Annotated in this window: 17 protein-coding genes and 1 pseudogene; 6 read left to right on the top strand and 12 right to left on the bottom strand. The window is 44.3% G+C overall.

What is annotated here, in order from left to right; genetic code table 11:
• The first annotated feature begins 87 nt into the window (after positions 1-87).
• The gene (locus tag RTP55_RS07890) at positions 88-285 is read left to right on the top strand and encodes a hypothetical protein (RefSeq protein ID WP_312385416.1); all 198 of its coding nucleotides are present in this window, start codon (positions 88-90) and stop codon (positions 283-285) included.
• Positions 286-333: 48 nt separating this feature from the next.
• On the opposite strand, the gene RTP55_RS07885 is transcribed toward RTP55_RS07890, so the two are convergent.
• Together RTP55_RS07885 and RTP55_RS07880 are read right to left on the bottom strand one after the other, a co-directional pair.
• Positions 334-987: a YoaK family protein gene (locus tag RTP55_RS07885; protein ID WP_312385415.1), complete on the bottom strand. Its 654-nt coding sequence runs from the start codon at positions 985-987 to the stop codon at positions 334-336.
• Positions 988-1,173: 186 nt separating this feature from the next.
• The gene (locus tag RTP55_RS07880; RefSeq protein WP_312385413.1) at positions 1,174-1,977 is read right to left on the bottom strand and encodes an enoyl-ACP reductase FabI; all 804 of its coding nucleotides are present in this window, start codon (positions 1,975-1,977) and stop codon (positions 1,174-1,176) included.
• 189 nt (positions 1,978-2,166) lie between these two features.
• Between RTP55_RS07880 and folE the strand changes: the two genes are divergently transcribed.
• Together folE and RTP55_RS07870 are read left to right on the top strand one after the other, a co-directional pair.
• Positions 2,167-2,745 (top strand): GTP cyclohydrolase I FolE, encoded by a 579-nt coding sequence (gene folE / locus RTP55_RS07875; protein ID WP_065263921.1) that lies wholly within the window; start codon positions 2,167-2,169, stop codon positions 2,743-2,745.
• Between the two features lie 258 nt (positions 2,746-3,003).
• Positions 3,004-4,062, top strand: a complete 1,059-nt coding sequence (locus tag RTP55_RS07870; RefSeq protein ID WP_101963775.1) for an NAD(P)H-dependent flavin oxidoreductase — start codon at positions 3,004-3,006, stop codon at positions 4,060-4,062.
• A 79-nt stretch (positions 4,063-4,141) separates the two neighbouring features.
• On the opposite strand, the gene ggt is transcribed toward RTP55_RS07870, so the two are convergent.
• The 5 genes from ggt to RTP55_RS07845 all read right to left on the bottom strand — a co-directional run bounded on the left by ggt (position 4,142) and on the right by RTP55_RS07845 (position 10,768).
• Complete coding sequence (gene ggt, locus RTP55_RS07865) at positions 4,142-5,911, bottom strand: gamma-glutamyltransferase (protein WP_312385409.1); 1,770 nt, start codon at positions 5,909-5,911, stop codon at positions 4,142-4,144.
• Between the two features lie 224 nt (positions 5,912-6,135).
• Positions 6,136-7,536 carry a siroheme synthase CysG gene (gene cysG, locus RTP55_RS07860; protein WP_312385407.1) on the bottom strand — a complete coding sequence of 467 codons (1,401 nt, stop codon included), beginning with the start codon at positions 7,534-7,536 and terminating at the stop codon, positions 6,136-6,138.
• 88 nt (positions 7,537-7,624) lie between these two features.
• Positions 7,625-8,260 (bottom strand): phosphoadenosine phosphosulfate reductase domain-containing protein, encoded by a 636-nt coding sequence (locus RTP55_RS07855; RefSeq protein WP_312385406.1) that lies wholly within the window; start codon positions 8,258-8,260, stop codon positions 7,625-7,627.
• Between the two features lie 219 nt (positions 8,261-8,479).
• Positions 8,480-9,055 carry a DUF934 domain-containing protein gene (locus RTP55_RS07850; protein WP_099834026.1) on the bottom strand — a complete coding sequence of 192 codons (576 nt, stop codon included), beginning with the start codon at positions 9,053-9,055 and terminating at the stop codon, positions 8,480-8,482.
• Positions 9,056-9,058: 3 nt separating this feature from the next.
• Positions 9,059-10,768, bottom strand: coding sequence for a nitrite/sulfite reductase (locus tag RTP55_RS07845; RefSeq protein ID WP_312385405.1), 1,710 nt, complete (start codon positions 10,766-10,768; stop codon positions 9,059-9,061).
• 267 nt (positions 10,769-11,035) lie between these two features.
• On the opposite strand from RTP55_RS07845, the gene sat reads away from it, so the two are divergent.
• Entirely contained in the window at positions 11,036-12,292 is a 1,257-nt protein-coding gene (gene sat / locus RTP55_RS07840) for a sulfate adenylyltransferase (protein ID WP_312385404.1), read from the top strand.
• Positions 12,293-12,496: 204 nt separating this feature from the next.
• Here the strand turns inward: sat and RTP55_RS07835 are convergent.
• The 4 genes and pseudogenes from RTP55_RS07835 to RTP55_RS07820 all read right to left on the bottom strand — a co-directional run.
• Positions 12,497-13,207, bottom strand: a pseudogene (locus tag RTP55_RS07835) (sulfate/molybdate ABC transporter ATP-binding protein); the annotation flags it as partial.
• Positions 13,208-13,249: 42 nt separating this feature from the next.
• Positions 13,250-14,104 (bottom strand): sulfate ABC transporter permease subunit CysW, encoded by an 855-nt coding sequence (gene cysW, locus RTP55_RS07830; RefSeq protein ID WP_050325393.1) that lies wholly within the window; start codon positions 14,102-14,104, stop codon positions 13,250-13,252.
• Positions 14,101-15,012 carry a sulfate ABC transporter permease subunit CysT gene (gene cysT, locus RTP55_RS07825; protein WP_198510400.1) on the bottom strand — a complete coding sequence of 304 codons (912 nt, stop codon included), beginning with the start codon at positions 15,010-15,012 and terminating at the stop codon, positions 14,101-14,103. The genes cysW and cysT overlap by 4 nt, the downstream gene beginning before the upstream one ends.
• A 219-nt stretch (positions 15,013-15,231) precedes the next feature.
• A complete protein-coding gene (locus tag RTP55_RS07820) occupies positions 15,232-16,380 on the bottom strand; it encodes a sulfate ABC transporter substrate-binding protein (protein ID WP_409418428.1) in 1,149 nt (382 codons plus the stop codon).
• Positions 16,381-16,657: 277 nt separating this feature from the next.
• On the opposite strand from RTP55_RS07820, the gene xseA reads away from it, so the two are divergent.
• Together xseA and xseB are read left to right on the top strand one after the other, a co-directional pair.
• Positions 16,658-18,175: an exodeoxyribonuclease VII large subunit gene (gene xseA / locus RTP55_RS07815; RefSeq protein WP_312385402.1), complete on the top strand. Its 1,518-nt coding sequence runs from the start codon at positions 16,658-16,660 to the stop codon at positions 18,173-18,175.
• Between the two features lie 21 nt (positions 18,176-18,196).
• Entirely contained in the window at positions 18,197-18,391 is a 195-nt protein-coding gene (gene xseB, locus RTP55_RS07810; RefSeq protein ID WP_076776608.1) for an exodeoxyribonuclease VII small subunit, read from the top strand.
• Positions 18,392-18,457: 66 nt separating this feature from the next.
• Here xseB and RTP55_RS07805 read toward each other — a convergent pair whose 3' ends face one another.
• A complete protein-coding gene (locus tag RTP55_RS07805; protein WP_312385400.1) occupies positions 18,458-20,506 on the bottom strand; it encodes a potassium transporter Kup in 2,049 nt (682 codons plus the stop codon).
• Between the last annotated feature and the right edge of the window lie 70 nt (positions 20,507-20,576).

The following is a 20,576-nucleotide window of genomic DNA, read 5'->3' as shown; positions in this document are numbered from 1 at the left end:
CATTTGGTTTACTCATAATATTAAGCTTATTAGGTCTAACGTATAACAGAAAACAACCGTATAAAAGAAAAAAACAAGGAGACAACCATGACAGATAACAACATTAAACCTATCGACAAATCTCAATTAGACAACGCCCAATCTGATGTTGCCAATGAAGCGATGGAAGGCATCAATCGTACCGACATCAACCAAGATAATGCGAGCACTCCTACCTCTAAGGGCTCTGATGAATCGCTACTTGATATGTTACATGAGGCGAAAAAATTCAAAGATGAAGAATAAGAATAAGATAAAATCAAACGGTTAAGGTATTTACTTAGCCGTTTTTTTTCAGGTTAATAAATACGTTTGATAAGCCAGCGCTGACGATAACACAATCACAATAGGTAGCATCAATGTCATGTATTTGTAGTGGATATAGCCCAAAGCACCTACTACCCCGCCCCCGCAAAAGCTATACCATATCATCGCTTGAAACACGAACATCTTTTTATTAATTGGTCTGCCCGCCAGCCAATTACCCAAGGCTGAGCCCATATCTGAGGTCAATCCTGTCAAATGGGTGGTACGAATCACGGCACCGCTATAGGTCGCGACCATTGAATTTTGCAAGCCGCAAGCCATCGCGGCAAACACCTGCCCCCAAAACGACTGGTAGCTAAATAAAATCAAACTGATAATTAATAAACTTGCTTCAATTAACAAAGCGTTGCCATAGCGCTTACCTTCTTTTAATGCCGTACTACCCACCACAAAGCCACTGATAACTGCCCCAGATAAAAACGATAACAGCACGATACAAACCATCGCCATCTGCTGGTAGTGCTGTTCCGCCAATGCTGTGGCAAATAGCGTCACATTGCCCGTTACATGCGAAGCAGATAAATGCGTGAAGCCGACTAACGCGGTGCTATTGATACACCCTGCATTAAACGCCAGCACGCAGCCACCCCATAAAATCCACTTAGGTAATTTATTAATCATTAGCTACCGCCATTTATCAGTCTTTAGCTGACTTGCCAAACATATTAAGCCTGACAAAAAATGGTAAGCTTAACCACACGGCTTTGCAATCCCTATCCAAACATCAATCAAAAAAAGTAAGCAAAAAACAGCAAGCAAAAAAAAGAGCAACCATGGTCGCTCTTTTATCCACTACTCGCCTAAAAATTAGTCTTCTACCTGCATCATCACTTGTTCAGAGAGTGCCACGGTATTAAACCCAGCATCGACAAATAAAATCTCGCCGGTGATACCAGACGCCCAAGGCGATAACAAAAACATCGCGGCATTGCCCACTTCTTCAATATTGACATTGCGCTGTAGCGGTGACATTTTGGCGTTGGTGTCGAGCATTTTACGAAATGATTTGATACCGCTTGCCGCCAAAGTACGAATCGGACCTGCAGAAATCCCATTGACACGGATACCATCGCTACCCAGAGAGCTGGCAAGGTAGCGAATGCTCGCTTCCAGACTGGCTTTGGCTAGACCCATGACATTGTAGTTTGGCAACACATGGATACTGCCTTCATTCGTCAAGGTTAACAGCGAGCCTTGGCGTTTTGCCAGCAACTCACGGCTGGCTTTAGCAAGCGCCACAAAGCTGTAGCTACTAATATCATGGGCAATGGCAAAACCTTCACGGGTGGTCACTTGGGTAAAATCACCATCTAGCTGATCGGCAGGGGCAAAACCAATGGCATGCACGACCCCATCAATGCCATCTGGCCAGTGTGCAGCAACTTGGGCAAAACACGCTTCGATTTCGCTATCTGACGCCACATCACACGCCAATACCTTCTCTGCACCAAAAGTTTCGGCTGCCATATCCACGCGTTTTTTCATTTTTTCATTCGGATAGGTCAAAATTAAACTCGCGCCTTCACGATGTAACGCTTCTGCGATACCCCAAGCAATCGATAATTTACTGGCGATACCGGTAACAACGAAACGCTTCCCTGTTAATAGCATGGTTTTTCCTTATTTTTCAGTGAACGAATATGCACTATAATAGCTCAAAATTAGGGGTTAATTCTAGCAAAAAAACCTAAACAAAGCAAATTTAGTGATTTTCATGGCGTTTGTGACAAAAATCGCTTTACAAATAGTGGTAAAGCGTTAAGCTATGCCTATTTTTTAAACTTAAATGTTATCATGACTATGCCTGCAAATTTTGACGAGATTATCCAACAAAACAGTGATGCCTACCGCACTCTAATTGCATCAACAGGGGAAGAGTTAACACGTGAAGGACTACTTAATACCCCAGAACGCGCCGCTAAAGCCTTTAGTTTTTTGACCCAAGGCTATCATCAAGATTTGGTCGAAATTACCAACAACGCGATTTTTCCAACTGACAATAATGAATTGGTCATGGTAAAAAATATCGAGTTTTATTCGATGTGCGAGCATCATATGTTGCCTTTTTATGGCGTTGCTCATGTGGCGTATCTGCCCGATGGCAAAGTGATTGGACTGTCAAAAATGGCACGTATCGTGGATATGTACGCCCGACGTTTGCAAATTCAAGAAAACCTAACCCGCCAAATCGCCCAAGCGGTGATGGATATGACAGGGGCAAAAGGCGCGGCGGTGGTGATGGATGCCGCGCATATGTGCATGATGATGCGCGGTGTGATGAAACAAAAATCCGATACCCGCAGTATGTCACTGCTGGGCGAATTCAAACACAATACCGAGGCAAGACAAGCGCTGTTAATGGCTATACCAAGCGCCTAGTGTCTAAACTTGGTACCTAAGCTCAGTACCTAAACTTAGCGCCCAAACAGTCAACCTAAGTTAACTAGTCAAAAAAGCCCCAGTGATGTTACTGGGGCTTATTTATATTCAGCCGATTTATAACGGGCATATAGTGCTTTTCCATATAGTGCTTTTCAATGTCATCTTTAGGCGATACACTAAAATAGTTTTCGATTTTTGCCCTGTAAGTCCATAACACTAAGACAAACATATTAAAACAATAACAAGGAACATAAAATGATCCATCATACCAAGGCGATTAATAGCTTTCTTGACTACGTTAAAGTTCAATTGCCCATCATCCAAGCGCCGATGGCAGGTGTCCAAGACAGCAAACTTGCTATCGCAGTGAGCCAAGCAGGCGGACTTGGCTCACTACCTGGCGCCCTGCTCAGCCTACAAAAAATCGAAAGCGAAATTGTGAGTATCCGCCAAGCGACCGATGCCCCCTTTAATGTCAATTTTTTTGCGCATCAACAACCTGACTATACCCAAGCGATGCAAGAAAAATGGTTGAATGCCCTACAACCTTATTATCAAGAATTGGGTTTGACGCAAGACGAGATAGCCACGACGGGTGGACGTCAGCCATTTACCCATGAACAAGCAGCGCTAGTGGCGGATTTAAAAGTCCCTGTGGTGAGTTTTCATTTTGGGCTACCGGACAAAGCTTTGTTAAATATCGTCAAAAAATCCGGGGCGATTGTGATATCCTCTGCCACCACGCCTGCGGAAGCACGCTGGCTGCAAGCCAATGGGGCGGATATGATTATCGCGCAAGGATTGGAAGCAGGTGGGCATCGGGGTATGTTTTTAAGCCAAGATGTGACGCTGCAAGCGGGCACTTTTAGCCTATTGCCCAATATCATCCGCTCTGTCAGTTTGCCGGTGATTGCGGCAGGTGGTATCAGCGACAACGCTACCGCACAAGCAGCGTTTGCCATGGGCGCCAGTGCAGTACAGGTGGGTACGGCTTTTTTGCTGGCAGATGAGTGTGATACCAAAGACTTTCACCGCAAGGCGCTACAAAGTGAGCGAGCCGAACACACCGCTTTAACCAATGTATTTAGTGGCGGCTTAGCACGCGGGATTGTCAATCGCTTTATGCAAGAAACGGGGTATATTAGCGAGTCTGCACCGCCATTTCCCCATGCATCGTTCGTCAGTAACCCCATTAAAGCCAAAGCCGAAAGCATGGGAAGTGATGAATTTAGCTCACTGTGGGCAGGGCAAAATGCGAGATTGGCGAAAAGTGGTACAGCAGATAAAATTATTCAAGATTTACTGGGCTATTAATTGCAAAAAATAATCTTGATATATTTTGTTAGTGAAAAAAACGTGAGTCGCAGCACTCACGTTTTTTTTAATCAACAGTTTAGAAACCTAATGTTTTGCCATCAGGATTTCTTGGGTCAGAATAGCCATAAAACCCAGAATCATCCGCTTGAATAATTTGAATACGTCCCATTGGTGCTTTAGTAACAACTTTATGACCTTTGTCTTGCAACAATTTTATTGTATCAGGACTAATGCCTTCTTCAACTCTAAGCTCATCGGGTAACCATTGGTGATGAACGCGTGGTGTAATTATCGCTTCTGCGGGATTCATTTCATGGTCAATCGTATTAACCACACTTTGCAATACAGTCGTGATGATACGAGCCCCACCTGGACTACCTGTAACAAGCCAAGGTTTATTATTCTTCATGACAATTGTTGGTGTCATTGAAGAAAGTGGACGTTTTTTTGCTTCAATCGCATTGGCAGTGCCACCTACTAGACCAAACGCATTTGGCACACCGGGTTTCACTGAGAAGTCATCCATTTCATTATTGAGTAAAATCCCTGTGCCTGCTGCAACAATGCCACTACCAAAGTTAAGATTTAATGTATAGGTGACAGCAACGGCATTACCCGCTTTATCCATGACGGAAAAATGCGTAGTCTGGTCACTTTCATAAGGTTGTGGTTTACCAGGTTTAATGGTTGATGAAGGCCTTGCTTTATTATCATCAATCGTTTTGACCCGTTCATTCGCATATGCTTTGGATGTTAAACCTGTGACAGGGATTTTGACAAAATCCGGGTCGCCCAAATATTCTGAGCGGTCAGCATAGGCTAATTTCATACTCTCTGCCATGTGGTGAATATTTTTGGCACTATTTACCCCATCTTCTTTGATAGGGTAATGTTCAAGCATATTTAATATCTCAATCAAGTGTACACCACCCGAACTTGGGGGTGGCATGGTAACAACTTTATAGCCTCGATAATCACCAATAATTGGCTGACGCTCAACAACTTTATAGGCTTTTAAATCTTCAAGTGTCATTGTGCCGCCATGTGATTGCATTTCTTTCGCAATTTTTGTGGCGATTTCACCTTGATAAAATGCTTTCGCCCCTTGTTTGGCAATCAAACGCAATGATTTCGCCAAGTCTTTTTGTACCAACAAATCACCAGATTTCAGCGGTTCACCGTTTTTGAAAAAAATCGCTTTGCTAGCTGCCCATTTACCCAGTGTTGATTTTTCTTCTTTTAACGTCTGTGCCAATACATCACTGACAATAAACCCTTTGTCTGCAAGCTTAATTGCAGGCTCAAGCACTTTAGATAATGGCATTGTACCCCATTTTTTTAGCGCGTATTCCATCCCAGCTACTGTACCAGGCACACCTGAAGCGTCATGCGTGAACAATGATTTTCCATCAATAACATTACCTTGACTATCAAGGTACATATCACGGCTGGCTTTGGCTGGCGCAATTTCGCGAAAATCAATCGCAACATCTTTGCCAGTTTTATCATCATGCAACACCATAAAACCACCACCACCAATGTTGCCAGCATTTGGCAAGACGACTGCTAAGGCAAATCCAACCGCGACCGCCGCATCGATAGCATTGCCGCCTTGTTTTAATATATCCAAACCAACTTGCGTCGCTAACCCTTGCTCGGAAGCCACCATACCATTTTTACCATAGACAGGATGAAAGATAGCATTACTGCTATCGTAGCGATTTGCCGCTAACTGGCTAGCATTGGTGGCTGGTTGTGGTAATAGTTTGCTTTGGGCAATGGGTGATATCACCAACATTAAAGCCAATGACAGATTGGTTAAAATCAGTTTCGGTTTTAGTCGCATGTCCCTATCCTTCTAAATTACTAGTTGATGTTGTAGCAGATACAAATAATATGTATTGCTACAATATACATAAATCCTTTCATAAAAACGTCATATTAAATTGTGACAAAAATATTTCTGTTATCGAACCAATTCGTTAATTTTTCTAACGGATATCTAAGTTATAAGTATTTACCCCAATCTGCAAGCTTTTTTAACTGCCATACCCCATGAGTTAAAAATTGCTATCGTTTATGAAGTCTGTGATGTAGCTTAACCACATTGCCCATAATTAAAATCGCTGGGGCGGGCAAGTTTGCCTCACGTTGTTTTGCCACGATGGTCTCAAGCGTGCCTGTCAATACTTGCTGATGCGGCAAGCTGGCATTGGACACAATCGCAATCGGCGTCGTGGGATTTTTTCCTGCGTTAATCAAGCCACTCGTCAATTTATCAAGCTGTTTTAATCCCATATAAAAAACCACGGTTTGGTTATCATCAAGCCAGCTGGCAAAGTCTTCATTGATGGTATCCGTCTTAAGAGAGGCGGTGACAAACTTGACAGAGTGCGCATACGCACGGTGAGTCAATGGAATACCGGCACAGCTTGCCGCCGCGGTGGCTGCGGTAATCCCCGGCACGACTTCAAACTCAATCCCAGCTGCAACCAATTGCTCGGCTTCTTCGCCGCCACGCCCAAATACATACGGGTCGCCGCCTTTGAGACGTAACACCCGTTTTCCTTGCTGCGCCTGTTCCACGAGTAGCTCATTGATTTTTTCTTGCCTTACCGCATGATCACTGGCTTTTTTGCCGACGTAGATTTTGCTGGCATCACGCCTGCATAGATCAAGAATCTGCGCTGAAACCAAATTATCATAAAACACCACATCCGCTTGTTGCATCAATCGTAGCGCTTTAAAAGTTAGCAAATCAGGATCGCCTGCCCCTGCACCCACAATATACACTTTGCCAAGCTGTGCTTTATCCGTGGGTTGGTTGTTGGCGTGCTGTTGTAGCAAAGTTTCAAGTTGGCTTTCAGCTTTGCTTAGGCTATTTGTATTGCCTTCAAATACCGATTCTGCGACTTGTCCTTCAAAGGCTTGCTCCCAAAACTTACGTCTAGCCGTCACATTGGGCAATGCAGCTTTTACTTTATCGCGAAATCTACCTGCCAACCCTGCCAATTCACCATATTGCGGTGGCACCACTGTTTCGATTTTGGCTCGCAGCAGTCTTGCCAGCACAGGGGCTTTGCCTGCACTGGATACCGCAATGGTAATCGGATTGCGGTCAACGATGGCAGGAAAGATAAAGGTACATAGCGGTGGATTATCGACGACATTGACTGGGATAAAACGGGCTTCACAATCATGAAAAATCTGTGCATTCACCGTTTCATCATCGGTACAAGCAATGACGATGGTTTGTTTATCCAAATATTTTTGCTGATAAACATCGTTAATCAATTGATGACGAGAATCGCTAAATTGCGCGATGAGTCTCGCCTCATAGCTGGGTGCGACAAAGGTGATAGTAGCACCCGCTTTGTCAAGCAAATCCGCTTTACGCAGTGCCACTTCCCCACCGCCAACTACGAGTACGGGGCGATTTTCTAATTTAAAAAATAGCGGTAAGGTATTCATAGACATTCTCAACATTAGATAGTGACAAGAACAATTAAGCCGAACCGAAGTTCAGCTTAACATTTTCATACATACTGCCGATCAAAAATTATAATTGTGTGTGTAGACCACATTCACGGTTTTCTTCGACTTTGGTAGGGTCAAAGTAGTCATGTTCATTTGGCAAATCATGCTCTTTTAAGTAAGCTTCTAGGTCATCTTCTGACCAATGGAACAATGGCGCTACTTTTAACACGCCGTCTTTACTTTCTGACAACACGTCAAGCGATTGGCGAAATTCCGTTTGGTCTTTACGAATCGCATTAATCCACACGTCAGGGGCAATTTCTTTTAACGCACGTCCAAATGGCTCAAGTTTCACTTGCTCAGTGAATTTTGCGTGCGCTGGGTTGTTGACACTAGGTATACCATTGAACTCAACATCACGCCAAGCTGCGGTTTGTTGTGGCAAGTAGGTAATCACGTTTAAGTTTAGACGTTTAATCAAATCTTGGGCATGGCGGTAAGTGGCTTCAGTGTTGTAGCCAGAATCCACGAACAATACTTTGATATCAGGACGTTGTTTGGTAACCATGTCTAATAATACCACTTCGTAAGGGCGAAAGTTAGTAGTGATGATAGGATTACTACCTTGTGCCAGTGCCCAAGCAATGATTTCCTCTGCGGTTTTGCCGTTCAATTCTGCGTTGGCTTTGTCTAGGTCGATATTTAGTTTATTGCTCATTGGATTTCCTAATGTTTTATGGTGAAAAATTGGGATACGCTATGCTAATCAATTATGCGATGTTTAAAAAATGATTTTTAATGATATTATTATGAAAATTTAGAATTAACAAATTGACTGGAAATGCAGAAACCAGAAGTTAGAAACGACACGGTGGCAACGGGCTAACATTAAAAAAGCGAACCCTTAGATTCGCTCAATCTTAGCATCATTCAACAATTAATTGGCAAAAATCGGTAATTGCGTCACGCTGCGACCTGTATAGCGGTGTTTGATATCGACAAAATAATCAAACCAACTGGGGTTAAAATCGCTGTCATCAATATCAAACTCACTAAACCCTACTTCGGTGAGCAGCTGCAACGTATCTGGCAAGATATCACCGCTGGCGCGCAACACAATAGCGGGGGTATAACTGGGGTGTTGCTGGATTTTTTGCGCTAAACTATAACCGCGTCCATCACGAAAACCATGAAAATCAATCACAATCACCGACAGTAGCGGCATCACTTTGACAAAGTCCTGGTGCAAAAACTGATAATCACTAGCACCCGATAAAATAATACCCAGTTTTTTATCGCCCAACCGATGGGAAAGCGCTACCAAATCATCCGCTTCTAACTGCGGTTTTGGCGGATTTTTCTCGCTAAATTCGACAGGGCGATAGTCTACCAAAATTTCAGTGATATCTGAGGCATACTGGGATGGGTCGATATGCTCGATTTTTTGCTCATGAATACTCACGCTGACTGACTTTACATTATCAATCACTTGGCTTTGGTTAATAAGTGCCATGGCTTATCCCTCCACCGGCTGTTCTGATTTGTCACGATATACATACTCTTTAAATGGCTCAATACCGATACGATCAACAACTTCGGCAAATGTTTCGCTACCAAAGTCGGTATCCGCCGCTTGGCGATATTTAAGGTAGACTTGCAGGATATCATCCACCGTCGCCGCAACCGCATCGACAGGCACGGATTTGCCCAAAATATCGCCTAATTTGGCGTTTTGACCCGATCTACCACCGAGCGAAATTTGGTACCAATGCTCGCCTTTTTTGTCCACACCCAAAATACCGATATCTGCGACATGGTGATGCGCACAGGCATTCATACAGCCTGACATGTTTAGGCGAATTTCACCAATATCATGGACAAAGTCTGCGTCTTGGAAATATTGGTTGACTTGGTTGACGATATTTAAGGTGCTGGCATTGGCCAATGAACAATAGTCAAAGCCTGGGCATGAGATAATATCCGTCAATAAGCCAATATTTGGGCGGGCAAGGTGGTATTGTTTGAGCACCTGATAGACGTCATATACATCTTCAAGTTTGACGTCCGTGAGCACCAAGTTTTGATGATGGGTGCCGCGCACTTCACCAAAGCTGTATTTATCCGCCAAATCAGCCACCACGCGCATTTGGGTAGCGGTGATATCGCCGGTATCTTGCATAAAATGTTTGAGTGAGATAATCACCACGTGATAGCCTTTGACTTTATGCTCGCGGGTATTTTGGTTAAACCAACGCACAAACTCGCTATCTTCAAACTGGGTAGCCAGTTTGTCTTGGCTAGCTTGTAATTGTTGTTGGCTGAATGTTTGGTACGCCGGCTGTGGAAAGAAGGTTTTGGCGTGTTCAATTTGTTCAGCTGTCAGTGTTAATGCACCGTCTTTATTGTGTTTTTCCCAATCTTCTTCCACGATTCGTGAAAACGCTTCGGCGCCCATACTTTCAACTAAAATCTTGATACGCGCTTTGTATTTATTGTCACGGCGACCGTATTGGTTGTAGACACGTAAGATGGCATCTAAATAAGAGAGTAAATGGCGTTCAGGTAAAAACGGACGAATCACTTTGCCAATCACAGGCGTGCGCCCTAGACCACCGCCCACAATCACTTCAAAGCCAATGTCACCTGCGTCATTTTTGACCACATGCAGGCCAATGTCATGCAGCTGTGTCGCTGCACGGTCTGAGCAAGTACCGATGACTGCAATTTTAAATTTACGCGGTAAATAGGTAAATTCTGGGTGAAACGTTGACCATTGACGAATGATTTCACAATACGGGCGCGGATCGGCGATTTCATCAGCCGTCACACCGGCAAACTGGTCAGTGGTGGTATTGCGGATACAGTTGCCCGAGGTTTGAATCGCATGCATTTGTACCGATGCCAATTCTGCCAAAATATCGGGTACTTCTTCTAATTTTGGCCAGTTAAATTGCATATTGGTACGGGTGGTGATATGACCATAGCCACGGTCGTATTTTTCGCTGATGTCGGCAAGTTTACGCAGTTGATACGTCGCAAGCAGACCATAAGGAATCGCCACGCGAAGCATCGGCGCATGACGCTGAATATATAGACCGTTCATCAGGCGTAATGGCAAGTACGCTTCTTCACTGAGCTCGCCAGCCAAAAAACGTCGGGTTTGGTCGCGAAACTGCTCGACCCGATCGTCTACCAATTGTTGGTCAATTGCGTTGTATTTATACATGCGGATTCCTATGTCACTAATACAAATTCTAATTACAAATTAAATTTAAAACTTTTAGCTTTTGCAGCCATTTCAACTGGGTGAAATTTTAACCTGCCTATCATAAATGCCCAAGGGGTTTTTAGTAAATTCCATTTTTACATAAATATATCGAGTTACTGCATTTATTATTGCGAACCGTAATATTCTATTATACGCTACCTTAATTTTTTTGAACCGTCTGTTTTTTTGACACGTTAATTTTGACCCGCTAATATAGGAAATCCGATGAGCCAAAGCGCCACTTCAACTCTCCATTCTCTAAGCCAACTAGTACCACCGCACGGTAGTGACACATTAAAAGAAAAATTACTTAAAGGCGATGCGCTAACCGCTGCCCAGCAAAAAGCCAAAAATCTCCCAAAAATCCAAATCAGCTCCCGTGAAGCCGGTGATTTGATTATGCTCGGTATTGGCGGCTTTACCCCGCTAGATGGTTTTATGAACCAAGCAGACTGGCAAAGCGTATGTGACAATATGCATTTAACCACTGGCGACAATGCGGGCGTATTTTGGCCCATTCCTATTACCCTATCGACCGATACTGCCACTGCCGATACGCTAAACCCAGGTGATGACATTGCGCTGGAATACCAAGGTGAAATCATGGGGATTTTGACCTTAAGCGAAAAATACCGCATTGATAAAGCGCACGAATGCCAAACCGTCTTTGGCACCACAGAGCTTGAGCATCCCGGCGTTGCCATGGTAATGGCACAAGGTGATGTCAATCTAGCTGGCGATGTGGTGGTGTTAAGCGAAGGCGAATTCCCGAGCAAATATGGTGATATCTACCTCACTCCGGCACAAACCCGTGACATCTTTACTCAAAATGGCTGGAAAACCGTCGCTGCTTTCCAAACCCGTAACCCGATGCACCGCTCACATGAATACCTTGCCAAAATCGCCATTGAAATCTGTGATGGCGTACTCATTCATTCATTGCTTGGCGCATTAAAACCTGGGGATATTCCTGCAGACGTACGCCAAGAAGCCATTGGTACATTAATCGACCATTACTTCCGTAAAGACACGGTCATCCAAGCAGGCTATCCACTGGATATGCGCTATGCCGGTCCACGTGAAGCATTATTACATGCCTTATTTCGTCAAAACTATGGTTGTAGCCATTTGATTGTCGGGCGTGACCATGCAGGCGTGGGTGATTACTATGGCGCGTTTGATGCGCAGCATATTTTTGATACGCTCAAACCGAATGATTTAATCACCCAACCGTTAAAAATTGACTGGACATTCTGGTGTAATGCTTGTGACTCGATGGCATCGACCAAAACTTGCCCACACGATGCCAGCCATCATGTCAAAGTCTCAGGTACCAAATTGCGTAAAGCCTTATCGGAAGGGGAAGACGTGCCTGATAACTTCAGCCGTCCAGAAGTGTTAGCGGTACTTCGTAACTACTATGAAGGCTTAGAAGAGCATCAAAAACATAAAGTTGAGCTGACAGGTCACTCTGCAAAATAATTATTGCGAGGTTTAACGCTTATCAATCGATTAAAAGGGTATGTGATAATACCCTTTTTTTTATCTAACCTTTAGCAAAAAAATTAGCAATAAAAAAGAAGCACGGGGCTTCTCTTTTTATTGCTTAACATTGCTTAACTGAGCTAAATTTAATTAAGGCTAAATTTAACTAAGCTAAATCACATATTCGACGTGCGAATCTTGCAGAAAATTGGCAACAAAATGATTCGAGGGATGATTGACCAGCGTCTCATAATCCCCAATTTGCACGATTTGACCTTGGTTCATCACCACAATTTCATCGGATAATTCTGCCGCTTCTTCTTGGTCATGGGTCACTAAAATACTGGTGACACCGAGCTCATGATGAATCGAGCGCAGCCAAGCGCGTAATTCTTTACGCACCTTGGCATCGAGTGCGCCAAATGGCTCATCGAGTAACAACAGCTTTGGCTCTACCGCTAGCGCACGCGCCAATGCGATACGCTGACGCTGACCGCCTGAGAGTTGATGCGGGTATTTTTTTGCGGTTTGGGATAGTTGCACCAGCTCCAGCAGATGATTGACCTTTTTGCTGATTTCCGCGTTGCTTAGGCGTTTGTTTTTTGGCATGACGGTCAAGCCAAACGCCACGTTATCAAACACGGTCATATGGCGAAATAACGCGTAATGCTGGAACATAAAGCCGATATGACGCTGCTGGACAGGCACATCGGTCACATCTTCACCATCAAACAAAATACGCCCCGTATCGGCAAGCTCAAGCCCTGCAATGATGCGCAGTAAGGTTGTCTTACCGCAGCCTGAAGGTCCCAAGAGCGAGGTTAATTTGCCCGTCGGTACGGTTAAATTAATCGGTTGTAGTGCAGTAAAGCGACCAAACTGTTTGGTGATATCACGGATTTCGATACTCATGGTATTCTCTTAACTTTTTTTACTTTTTAAATTGCATCAATGTTATTCATCATTGGCAGACTGACGTTTAGTCAACGCCTGCTGCACGATTAAGGTAACGAGTGCCAACAACGCCAACAAACTCGACAACGCAAACGCCGCCGTCATGTTGTATTCATTGTAGGCAATCTCAACCAATAGCGGCATGGTATTGGTTTCACCGCGAATATGACCTGAGACCACACTCACCGCGCCAAACTCACCCATCGCCCGGGCATTGGTCAAAATAATACCGTATAGCAATGCCCATTTGATATTGGGCAGCGTCACCCGCCAAAACATTTGCCAGCCTGAGGCACCGAGTGTTAATGCCGCTTGCTCTTCACTGCTGCCCTGCGACTGCATCAGCGGAATCACTTCACGCGCCACGAATGGAAAAGTCACAAACATGGTGGCAAGCACGATACCGGGAATGGCAAAAATCACTTGAAAACCAAAGTATTCTAGCCAGCCGCCAAGCCAAGTATTGGCGCCCAGTAGCGCGACAAACATCAAACCTGCAACCACCGGAGATACCGAAAATGGCAAATCTAGCAGCGTGGTGAGAAATTGCTTACCTTTAAAATCAAATCGGGTCAATAGCCAGGCTAAGGCAATCCCAATCACCGTATTAATCGGTACCACAATCAGCGCCGTAATCAAGGTAAGCTTGATGGCCGATAATGCCTCATGATCGGTCAAGGCAGCCACATACAACTGCCAGCCAGATTTTAAGGCCTCATAAAACACCGATATCAGCGGAATCACTAGCATCAGCGTCATAAACGCCACCGCAATACCAATTAAGGTATAACGTAGCCATGTCGGCTCACGGGTTGCGGCTTGGGTTTGGTAAGGATATTGGCTGCTGTCTATCATACACTTGCCCCGCCCATACGTTTGGTCAATAGCCACTGCAAGGCATTAATGGCAAATAAAATCACAAACGAAATCATCAACATAAATAAAGCAACCGCGGCAGCCCCCTGTACATCAAAACTTTCAAGCTTACCAATAATGATTAACGGTAAAATCTCAGATTTCATCGGTAAATTACCCGCAATAAAAATCACCGAGCCATACTCCCCCGTCGCCCGCGCAAACATCATGCCCGAGCCCATCAGCAACGCAGGATACAACTCCGGCAAGATGACCCGTCTAAAAGTTGTCAATCTCCCAGCGCCTAGCACCGATGCCGCCTCTTCATATTCTGGCGACAGCTCCGCAAGCACAGGTTGTACCGCACGCACAATAAACGGCAAACTCACCACAATTAGCGCCAACCAAATACCAATGGGGGTAAAAGCAATTTTAATGCCGAATGGCGCAAAAAACTGCCCGATTAAACCATTGGGTGCATATAAGGTTGCTAACGAAATACCCATTACCGCCGTTGGCAAGGCAAAGGGCAAATCCACGAGCGCATTTAAAATCGACTTTCCCCAAAACTCATAGCGCACCAACACCCATGCAATCAGCGTACCAAACACCAAATTGGTCAATGTCGCTAGCAATGACATTTTTAGCGACAGTTCAATCGCTGCCTTGACGCGCGGCTCGGCAATGGTTTTGATAAAGCCTGCCACGCCAATATCGGCGGCTGTCATTACCATCGCCACAAATGGCAACAGCACGATAATCGACAATGCCAATACACTGATGCCCAAACTCAAATTAAAAAACGGCATGATATGGCGCTTTTTATTGCGTTTCAAGGGTGAATTGGGTGTTTTAGGCTGATTGTTTGATGTTAAATCGGCTTGATGGTTAGCATTGATGCTTGCCATGCAGGGCTTCCTTTACTAATAATCGGTAGGCAACGTGAGAATTTAAAATAATAAACATATAAAAATAAAGATACAAAAAGCTCTGTATCCAAAATTTTAAGCACGGCTATAGTACCATCTCACTTTGATTTTCCAAACTATATTTATGCGCTTTAAATATTCTTAGCTAGAATAAAAAACCAGAGCCGAACTCTGGTTTTATTAGGTAAAAACAGCGAACTATTTTGCCGCAGGTGCCGATGCTATGGTGCTCGTTGGGCTGGCTAGCTGATCAAAAACACCACCATCTTTGAAGTATTTGGTCATGATATCCGTCCAGCTACCAAATTCGGCATTGGGGCTAAAGGTAGTAAGCGCGGGTAATTTATCTTGATTTTTAGCCAGTACCGCCGCGTCGCTTGGGCGCAGGTATAAATCTGCCGCCAATTGCTGGGCAGGCTCGCTCCATAAATAATCAAGATACGCTTTCGCTGCGTCGTTCGTGCCTTTTTTATCGGTCACTGATTTGACAATCGCCACGGGGTTTTCTGCTGATATGGTATAGCTTGGATAAACAATTTGCACATCGCCTTTCCCAAACTGTTTAACAGCTAGGTTGGCTTCATTTTCAAAGGTGACTAACACATCGCCAATTTGACGTTGTAAGAACGTGGTAGTCGCCGCACGCCCACCATTTTCATACACCGGTACGTTTTTGAGCAACGCTTTGACAAAGTTTTTGGTTTTACTTTCATCTTTATTAAAACTATGTAAGCCGTAGCCATACGCGCCTAAAAAGGCATAACGCCCATTACCCGTGGTTTTTGGGTTGGCAAGTACGATTTGTACGCCTGGTTTTGCCAAATCAGACCAGTCTTTGATTTGTTTTGGGTTGTCTTTACGCACCAAAAACACGATGGCACTGGTATAGGGTACTGCTTTGTTTGGGAATTGGCTTTGCCAATCTTGCGCTACCAAGCCTTTTTTCACCAACAGCTCTACATCTGAGCCTTGGTTCATACTGACCACGTCTGCTTGCAGACCATTGGCAACTGCGAGCGCTTGTTTGCTAGAACCGCCATGCGATTGCTGGATATCAACGGTTTTGCCGCTATTTTTGGCTTCGTAGTCTTTGATAAACAGGGGATTGTAGCTTTTATAAAAGTCACGAGCGACGTCATAGGAAACATTGAGCAGTTTAATAGTGCCTTTATCGCTCGCGCCTGCATTTGATTGCGTCGCGGCTTGACCTGAAGCGGCTTGTTGGTCTTGCTGGGTGGGCGCACGTGAACAACCCGCTAGGCTCACGCCTAATAACGCTAGACTTGATAGCACAGCTACGGTTTTGTGTTGAACCTTAGTTTTTTTTTGAAAATTAACAGTCATCATGGTCACCCCTCATCTCAATGTATAAAAATCAATATATAATGTTAAATGTTAAATTTATTCATACTATTTTACAAAAAAAGCGTCGTCAAGCAAAAACAATATTATTCTGTATCCATATTCCACTTCTGAATATTACATCATAAAATATAATGTAATATTTAAAATTAACAGCTTAACAGGCTGTATCAAGCCTGAATCACACCTCAATCACAAATGTCACGTTGTCAGCTTTATCATTTTCGCCTACAATTTTATTTTTAATTATCAAGAATCCTCCATGGCAAAAGCTTCCAAAACTGTTATCAAATCAATTGAAGAGCAGCTCGCACGACTGGATTTGCAAACCACCTCATTAAATCAGGCTGATGACGTATTTTTGGCGCTGCTTGACGATGGTGAGGATGACAATAAAGCAACTGCAAAGCGTGGCAGTATTGATAACTTAAGCGTTGATAACTTAAACGATTATGACTTTAGCGAACAATTAGCCATTCAAGATCGCGATAGCCAACTGCAACAGGCGTTAAGCGACACTGTATTGTCACTGAGCGATTATCTATCCGCTGTTCAGTTGGTGATTAGTGAAACGTTTGCCCATACTGTTTGGGTGAAAGCTGAAATTCGTAGTCTGTCAGCCAAAGGCGGTCACTACTATTTTGAATTGGCGGATAAAGATATGGATGGCAAAGTCACCGCCAGCTGCCGCGGCACGCTATGGCGTGGTCAAGCAGCCAAAATACTGGCAAAGTTCGAAAAAAACACTGGCATGAGCCTTGAGCGAGGCTTGAATGTATTGCTCAAAGTCTCAGCCACGTTCCATGCCCAATATGGCTTTTCGCTAAACATCGTCGATATCGACCCCACTTACACACTGGGCGATTTGGCAAAGCAATACCAAATGATTTTAACCAGGCTGCATGAAGAAGGGCTGCTCGATCTCAATCAATCGCTCCCGATGCCGTTTGATATTGAGCATGTGCTCGTCATCGCCCCTGAAAAAGCTGCAGGGCTAGGCGATTTTCGCGCGGATGCCGATAGGCTCGCCAGCACAGGAGCGTGTATTTTTCATTATGAGCACGCCACCTTTCAAGGCAATCACGCCCCTGAAGATATCCGCCAAGCCCTCATTAAAGGCATGAAAAATCTGAGCAAGCAGCATATTACCACAGATTTGATAGTGATTATCCGGGGTGGTGGCGCGGTGGGCGATTTGGCCTATCTCAATGATTACGAACTTGCCGCGCTGGTGGCGGAGCAGCCGATACCGGTATGGGTCGGCATTGGTCATGAGCGCGACCGCGTCATGCTAGATGAAGTGGCACATCAAAGTTTTGATACCCCATCCAAGGTTATCGCAGGCATTCGCAATCATCTGCTCACTATTACCCAAGCTGCCAAACAACATTTTTTGACTATCGAGCAAATTGCTAAATCTAGCATCTTGCAGGCACGCCGTGATAGCGAACAACAACTTACCAAGATACAATCGGCAGCGCAGCGACAATTATCTGCCGCTAAACTTGCCATGGACAACCAATTTGTACAGATTCGCCAGCTTGCCTATCAACAAATCACCACGGCTCGTCAATCGACCGATCGACTGCGTGAGATGACATTGTTACAGCATCCGTCAACTGTATTAACCCGTGGCTATGCGATTATCAGAACCTCGCATCCTGCATCAAATACGGTGATGACTTCGATTGCCCAAGTTGAACCCAATTCAACCATAACCATTGAACTACAAGATGGCTATCTACAAGCCACTGTCAATGCCAAACACCCAAAAAACTGACCTATCCATCAAGGAATAACCATGACCGAGCCAACTGATTTTAAAAGCGCCTATGAGGTGTTAAAAACAAATGCACAGCGCTTGCAAAATAGCCAAGAACCCAACATCGACGCACTGATGACCATTGTAGCGGAGTCCATTGACGCCTATAAAGTATGCCAAGCGCGAATTGATGCCGTCGAAGCCTCGCTGAATCAAGCATTTGAAACAGACTAAGTCACAATCAAGCAGAAAAGCAGAAAAAAAAGCCACTATCGAAGGAATGGCTTTTTAGTTGGGCATTTAAATTTCTACTTTGGCACCCATTTCTACCACATTGTTGCTAGGAAGTTTTAGAAACTCAGCCGCGGTGCCGGCATTACGGTGCATATGGGCAAACAATTTTTCACGCCATAACGCCATACCTTTGATGCTCTCAGATGCCACCACCGCCTCATGGGATAAGAAATAACTCACCTTGGCAGGATCGAAATCAAAGTTAAATTGCTGAATGTGTTTGAGTGAGTCTGGCACATCAGGGTCATTTTTAAAGCCAAAATTGAGCACTACCTTCCAGCAATTGTGTCCCAAATAGGTCACTTCACTGCGCTTGCTAAGACCCACCCAAGGGGTTTCTAAAGTATTAACGGTGACAAAGATATTGTACTCATGCAAGCATTTATTGTGCTTTAAGTTTTGTTTCAACGCCACGGGTACGATATCGACTTCAGAGACCATAAATACAGCAATGCCTTTGATTTTTTTGATATTTTCAAACAGCACTTGGCAGCGCTGGTTGATTAAGATTTTCTCCTGCAGTACCGCTTGCTGATTTTGCAGCTCTTGGATATTCTCAAGTGGCGCGTTTTCAATATCTTGGGTCAGCTTTTCTAATTTGCCTTGCGTCGACTCCAAAGCTATTTGTAAGCGTTTATTGGTAAAACTACCAAACAAGTCATCCAAGAAATTTTTTAAGTTAATTTGCCTTGTGGTATGGGCAATTCTCACCAAGTTACGCCCATCTCGCCAAGTCATCATGAGCACAAACATGACGCCCCCTAACAACAATGGGAACCAGCCGCCCTTGAGTAGTTTGAGCAGATTTGACGCCCAAAACAAGAAATCCACCACAAAGAACAATGAGGTCGCGGCGATACACAGTAGCAATGGGTATTTCCACGCATAGCGAATCACAAAGAAGGTCAATATCGTGGTAATCAGCATATCCGTACAAACCGCAATACCATAAGCGGCCGCTAACGCACCGGACGATTTAAACATCACCACAGCAAACGCAATGGCGATAAATAAGCCCCAGTTAATCGCTGGAATATACACCTGACCCACTTCTTTGACATTGGTATACACAATACGCATACGCGGTAAAAAGCCCAGTTGCACCGCTTGTTTGGTGATACTAAACGCCCCAGAAATCAGCGCTTGTGACGCAATCACTGTCGCTAATGTTGCCATTACCACCATCGGAATACGCATGGCATCTGGAATCATCAAAAAGAAGGGATTGGATTTGCCATCAGGGTTGGCGAGTAAAAATGCGCCTTGCCCGAAATAATTGAGCAACAAGGCGGGCATGACAATGGAAAACCAAGCGATACGAATCGGTTTTTTGCCAAAATGCCCCATATCGGCATACAAAGCTTCACCGCCTGTCACACACAGGACAACTGCCCCCAAGATGATAAAGGCGAGTGTCGGATTGGTCACCACAAACTGATAAGCATAGATGGGATTGATGGCTTGCAAGATTTCGACATTGTGCTGAATATGATAAACCCCAATACCCGCAATCAACAAAAACCATAGCACCATCACAGGTCCAAACAGCTTACCAATACCTTTGGTACCAAATTTTTGCACAAAAAATAACAGGAACAAAATGGTCAGCGTGGCAGGAATTACCACACTATGCAGCCGTGGCGATACCACCGTCAAACCCTCTACTGCCGATAGCACTGAGATGGATGGGGTAATCACCCCATCGCCATAAAACAAGCAAGTACCAAATATCCCCATGGTCATGATGATTGCGTGCAATTTTGGGCGATGTTTCACCGCGCTTGATGCCAAGGCGAGCATCGCAATCAGACCGCCTTCCCCTTTATTGTCGGCGCGTAGCACCAACGAGATGTACTTGAGACTGACGATGATGGTGATAGTCCATACAAATAACGACAGCACCCCATAGATATTGGCAACGTTAAAGGCGACATGACCAGAATTAAAAACTTCTTTTACTGAATACAGTACACTGGTACCGATATCGCCATAAACGACCCCGATTGCCCCTAATGTCAGTGCAGGAACCGAGGTTTTAGCATGTGCTTTACTCATAAATTAACGACGCAATTTGATAAGATGGATTATTATAAGTCGAATTATAAAATTGCGGTTAAATTATATT

This window comes from Moraxella sp. CTOTU47579 (assembly GCF_032004885.1).
In the GTDB taxonomy this organism is placed as follows: domain Bacteria; phylum Pseudomonadota; class Gammaproteobacteria; order Pseudomonadales; family Moraxellaceae; genus Faucicola; species Faucicola tetraodonis.
Note: the sequence above shows the minus strand (reverse complement) of the source record. Positions and strands in the feature narration are given on the sequence as shown.